This window comes from Cellulomonas citrea (genome assembly GCF_009829685.1).
Taxonomy (GTDB): Bacteria; Actinomycetota; Actinomycetes; order Actinomycetales; family Cellulomonadaceae; genus Cellulomonas; species Cellulomonas citrea.
Genome location: NZ_VWSD01000200.1, coordinates 1 through 3,939 on the forward strand (window position 1 = coordinate 1; position 3,939 = coordinate 3,939).

The 3,939-nt window shown below is 73.5% G+C and carries 7 protein-coding genes; 3 read left to right on the top strand and 4 right to left on the bottom strand.

Going from position 1 to position 3,939, the window contains the following annotated elements; all coding sequences use genetic code 11:
* Both F2B26_RS14860 and F2B26_RS14865 read right to left on the bottom strand, forming a co-directional pair.
* Positions 1 to 384: MarR family transcriptional regulator (locus F2B26_RS14860; protein ID WP_159810691.1), on the bottom strand; the 384-nt coding region annotated here is incomplete at its 3' end.
* Positions 385 to 559: 175 nt separating this feature from the next.
* On the bottom strand, positions 560 to 769 hold the full coding sequence (locus F2B26_RS14865) for a hypothetical protein (RefSeq protein WP_159810693.1): 210 nt from the start codon (positions 767 to 769) through the stop codon (positions 560 to 562).
* A gap of 234 nt (positions 770 to 1,003) precedes the next feature.
* Between F2B26_RS14865 and F2B26_RS14870 the strand changes: the two genes are divergently transcribed.
* From F2B26_RS14870 to F2B26_RS14880, 3 genes are all read left to right on the top strand, one after another.
* Entirely contained in the window at positions 1,004 to 2,014 is a 1,011-nt protein-coding gene (locus tag F2B26_RS14870; protein WP_159810695.1) for an aldo/keto reductase family protein, read from the top strand.
* A 129-nt stretch (positions 2,015 to 2,143) separates the two neighbouring features.
* Positions 2,144 to 2,608 carry a MarR family winged helix-turn-helix transcriptional regulator gene (locus F2B26_RS14875; protein WP_159810697.1) on the top strand — a complete coding sequence of 155 codons (465 nt, stop codon included), beginning with the start codon at positions 2,144 to 2,146 and terminating at the stop codon, positions 2,606 to 2,608.
* Positions 2,605 to 2,847 carry a hypothetical protein gene (locus F2B26_RS14880; RefSeq protein WP_159810699.1) on the top strand — a complete coding sequence of 81 codons (243 nt, stop codon included), beginning with the start codon at positions 2,605 to 2,607 and terminating at the stop codon, positions 2,845 to 2,847. The genes F2B26_RS14875 and F2B26_RS14880 overlap by 4 nt, the downstream gene beginning before the upstream one ends.
* 32 nt (positions 2,848 to 2,879) lie before the next feature.
* On the opposite strand, the gene F2B26_RS14885 is transcribed toward F2B26_RS14880, so the two are convergent.
* Positions 2,880 to 3,572, bottom strand: coding sequence for a GAP family protein (locus F2B26_RS14885; RefSeq protein ID WP_159810701.1), 693 nt, complete (start codon positions 3,570 to 3,572; stop codon positions 2,880 to 2,882).
* A 69-nt stretch (positions 3,573 to 3,641) separates the two neighbouring features.
* Positions 3,642 to 3,812, bottom strand: coding sequence for a hypothetical protein (locus F2B26_RS14890; protein ID WP_159810703.1), 171 nt, complete (start codon positions 3,810 to 3,812; stop codon positions 3,642 to 3,644).
* Positions 3,813 to 3,939: the final 127 nt, after the last annotated feature.

Consider the following 3,939-nt stretch of genomic DNA (forward strand, 5'->3'; position numbering starts at 1 on the left):
CACGTCACCGGCGGGGGTGCGGTCGCGTCCGGTGAGCGGGACGGTGACGACGGGGTGGTCGGTGTCGAGCGCGTCGACCACCTGGGCGTCGAGCGCGTCGGCGCGCACGTCGACGGCCAGGGCGCGGGCGCCCTCGACCCGGGCGCCGTAGGTCACGGCGGCCGGGCCGCGGCGGGCGGGTGCCTCGCCGACGGGTCCGACGAGGCCGAGCCGTTCGAGCCGGGTGACCATCTGGGCGGCGGTGGGCTTGGACAGCCCGGTGAGCGCGCCGAGCTCGGCGCGCGTGAGGGCGCCGTGGTCGAGCAGCAGGGCGAGCGCCTGCGCGTCGTTGCGCGACCGGAGCCAGCCCGGTGTGCCGGGGGCTGGTTCGTTCGAGTCCGCCATCGGGTCTCCCGTCTCGATGGCGGGGACACTAACAGGGAAGTTTCTTTATAGATAGACCCCGGACCGCTGCTGTTCATCCACCCGCTGCCGGGGCGCCCGCGCGACGGCGCGCGAGAGCCCGCGGGCACTCACCGTCGGTGCGGGCCCGCGGGCTGCGGCGTGGGTGCGCCCGGCCTCAGCGGAAGAGCGAGGCGAGCAGACCGGTCACCAGGAGCGCGGCCAGCGGCCAGGCGACGGCGCTGACGACCAGGTAGGTCGCGCGGCGGGCCTTGGCGGCGGCGGTCGGGCCGGAGGTGGGGGCGGGGCCGGAGTAGATCGCCTCGGCGAGGTCGCGTGCGCGGTCGGCGACGCGGGTCAGGGAGGCGGGGGCGGGGAGCGTGGTCATCGTCGGTCGCGTTCCTTCAGGAGTTCCTTGTGAGAGCTGCGTGCTGCGGGCCGGGGTCGCCGGCGGGGTCCATCATGCGCGCCTGTGACGTGCATTGACAGGACCAAAGGGCTCAACGCTCCTGACATCGACCACCTTCACCCGCTCCCGTCCGACGGCCGGACGGGCCGTCTCAGCCCTCGGTCGAACGGGGCCGCGCAGCGCGATGTGGGTGCGGCGGCGGACAATGGCGGCATGCACTTTCGCTACCTCGGCCGCTCCGGCCTCAAGATCTCCGAGATCACCTACGGCAACTGGATCACCCACGGCTCCCAGGTCGAGAACGAGCAGGCCATCGCCTGCGTCCGGGCCGCCCTCGACGCGGGGATCACCACCTTCGACACGGCCGACGCCTACGCCAACGGCGCCGCCGAGACCGTGCTCGGCGAGGCCCTCGCGGGTCAGCGGCGCGCCTCGCTCGAGATCTTCACCAAGGTCTACTTCCCGACCGGCCCCATGGGTCCCAACGACACCGGGCTGTCGCGCAAGCACATCCGCGAGTCGATCGACGCCTCGCTCACCCGGCTGCGCACCGACTACGTCGACCTCTACCAGGCCCACCGGTACGACTACGAGACGCCGCTGGAAGAGACCATGCAGGCCTTCGCCGACGTGGTGCGCGCCGGCAAGGCGCTCTACATCGGCGTGAGCGAGTGGACCGCCGAACAGCTGCGCGCCGGTCACGCACTGGCCACTGAGCTGGGCGTCCCGCTCGTGTCCAACCAGCCGCAGTACTCGATGCTCTACCGCGTCATCGAGGGCGAGGTCGTGCCCACCAGCCGTGAGCTCGGCATGTCCCAGGTGGTCTGGTCGCCCGTCGCCCAGGGCGTGCTCAGCGGCAAGTACCTGCCCGGTCAGCAGCCGCCCGCCGGGTCCCGGGCCACCGACACCAACGGCGGCGCGCAGTTCATCAAGCGGCTGCTCTCCGACGAGGTGCTCACCGCCGTGCAGGGGCTGCGCCCCATCGCCGACGAGCTCGGTCTCACCATGGCCCAGCTGGCCATCGCCTGGGTGCTGGCCAACGACAACGTCGCCACCGCGCTCGTCGGCGCGAGTCGTCCCGAGCAGGTGACCGACAACGTCAAGGCGTCGGGCGTCACCATCCCGCCCGAGCTGCTCACCCGGATCGACGAGGTGCTCGCCGGTGTCGTCACCGACGACCCGGCCCTCACCGCGCAGAGTTCGCCGAAGGCGCGCCTGGTCTGAACCCGCCGCACACCACGGCAGCACCGGCGACGCCGGGTCCCGCACGTCGGGGCCCGGCGTCGCCCTTTCGCGGAGCCCCGCCGATCCATCGGGCTGGACGATGGATCGGTGCCGCGGCACGCTGACGGAGTGCCGCCCGCCCTCCCGCCGGACCATCTCGCCGACCACCTGGCCGACCAGGTCGACGAGGCGTTCCGTGCCGTCTACGCCGCGTACCACCGGCGCGACGGGACCGACCGGGGGCTGTCCGGCGCCTCGCGCGCGACGCTGACGCACCTGGCGCTCACCGGCCCGGTGACGGTCGGGGAGGCGAGCGCCCACCTGGACCGGGCGCAGTCGGTGACGAGCGAGATCCTCGCCCAGCTGGAGCGCAACGGGCTGGTCGAACGTCGGCCCGACGAGCAGGACCGGCGCCGCACCTACGTGTGGCTGACCGATGCCGGCCGCGACGCGCTGCGGCGCGAGCAGTCGGTGCTCGACCTCACGCTGCTGGCCACCGCCCTGGAGGGGGTGGACGAGGACGCGCGCGGCGTCGTCCTCACCGGTCTGCGCACCCTGCTGGCCGCCGCACCCCACCGGAAGGACCTGCCATGACCGTCACCGCCCGGTGCGAGAGCTGTTCGATGCCGATCGAGAGCGGCCGGTACTGCGCCCACTGCACCGATGAGCAGGGCCACCTGCAGGACTTCGACACCCGGTTCGCCGCGATGGTGTCGTGGCAGCAGCGCTCGCACCCCGAGCTCAGCCGCGCGCAGGTCGAGGCGGACACGCTCGCCTTCATGGCGACGATGCCCGCCTGGCGCGACCACCCCCGGGTCACTGCGCGCGGCTGACCTCGCACCGCCGCCCACCGGCCACCGGCGGCTCAGTGCCGGTGGTGCAGCGCGGCGAGCAGGTCGGGCCCGGTGAGCCCCAGCAGGGCCACACCGAGCACGAGGGCGATGATGCCGGCCCACAGCTCACCGGACCGGGTGAGCCAGGCGGTGAACGCGTCCATCACCTGGGTCCGCCGCTCCACGGGCGTCGCGACGTAGGCGACCACGACGGCCGCCTGGATGGCCAGCGCCGTGACCGCGTAGGTGAGCACGAGGCCGATCACCGAGACCAGCGCGAGCCCCTTGGTGCCGATCTCCACCATGGCGACGACGAACACCACGTCGATCACGGACTGCACCGCGACGAGCGCGGCACCGAACGCGAACAGCAGCGGTTCGGGCAGGGCGAGGCGCTGCACGAGCGAGTCCGGGGCGTGCGTGCGCGCCCCCCGCGCGGCGCGCACCACCATGTACGCCCCGAGCGCCAGCACGATGACGCCGCCGGCCACCTCGATGCCGGGCACCAGCCACGGCATCCGGTGGGTGAGCCGGACGACGACCTTGCCCACCCCGGTGGTGAACACCATCCCCATGGCGACGAGCGCGACGAGCGAGCCGGCGAGGAACACCAGCGCGCGACGCAGCCCGCGGGGCTGGGCGAGCAGGATCGGCATGAACACGATGCCGACCACGTCGACGGCGGCCAGCCCCAGACCGGCGACCTCGCCGAGCAGGCCGATCATGCGGCCACCTCGCTGGGGGCGACGAGCGGTGCCGTGCGCGACGGCGGTGCGGTGGTCGTCATCGGTCGGTCAGCGCCGTCCGGTGAGCCCGCCGCCCACCCAGCTGCGGATCGCGGCCGCATCGGCCGAGGTGAGCTCCATGCGGGCACCGCGGCACAGGCCGACGACGTAGTCGGCCCAGGTCTGCGCGACCTGCGCGGCATCCGGCGCCGCGGCCAGGTCGAGCCCGGAGTAGAGCACCCCGCCGCATCGAGAACGTCATCGAGCCGCAGGTGCCGTCGGGCGGTGAGGACGACTACGTCGTGCTCGAGCACGTCGGCACCCCGCCGACCTTCGACTTCCCGGTGCGCGACCACCTGGACCTCGG

Coding starts and splice junctions, on each gene's coding strand:
- F2B26_RS14865 (WP_159810693.1), bottom strand. CDS start 769: ATGACCACGCTCCCCGCCCCCGCCTCCCTGACCCGCGTCGCCGACCGC.
- F2B26_RS14885 (WP_159810701.1), bottom strand. CDS start 3,572: ATGATCGGCCTGCTCGGCGAGGTCGCCGGTCTGGGGCTGGCCGCCGTC.
- F2B26_RS14880 (WP_159810699.1), top strand. CDS start 2,605: ATGACCGTCACCGCCCGGTGCGAGAGCTGTTCGATGCCGATCGAGAGC.
- F2B26_RS14870 (WP_159810695.1), top strand. CDS start 1,004: ATGCACTTTCGCTACCTCGGCCGCTCCGGCCTCAAGATCTCCGAGATC.